Annotated in this window: 1 protein-coding gene; it reads left to right on the top strand. The window is 73.5% G+C overall.

All coding sequences use genetic code 11. The features are described 5' to 3' along the window. A partial coding sequence (locus tag HKX41_13995) for a pyrroloquinoline quinone biosynthesis protein PqqE (protein NNC25245.1) occupies positions 1-230 on the top strand: 230 nt, incomplete at both ends.

Here is a 230-nt window from a genome sequence, read left to right as displayed (position 1 = left end):
ACTCGGCGCCGGCCGGCTCGAAGTCGCCCACACCCAGTACTACGGCTGGGGCCTGAAGAACCGCGCCGCGCTGTTGCCGACCCGGCCCCAGTTCGACGCGGTCAGCGCCGTGGTCGCCGACGCGCGCGAACGCCTGCGCGGGCGCCTGACCATCGACTACGTCACCCCCGACTACTACGCGCGCCGGCCCAAGCCGTGCATGGGCGGCTGGGCGCGGCGCTTCCTCAACA

The organism is Salifodinibacter halophilus, assembly GCA_012999515.1.
In the GTDB taxonomy this organism is placed as follows: domain Bacteria; phylum Pseudomonadota; class Gammaproteobacteria; order Nevskiales; family Salinisphaeraceae; genus Salifodinibacter; species Salifodinibacter halophilus.
The sequence above is the reverse complement of the archived record's forward strand: the minus strand, read 5'-3'. Positions and strand labels throughout refer to the sequence as shown.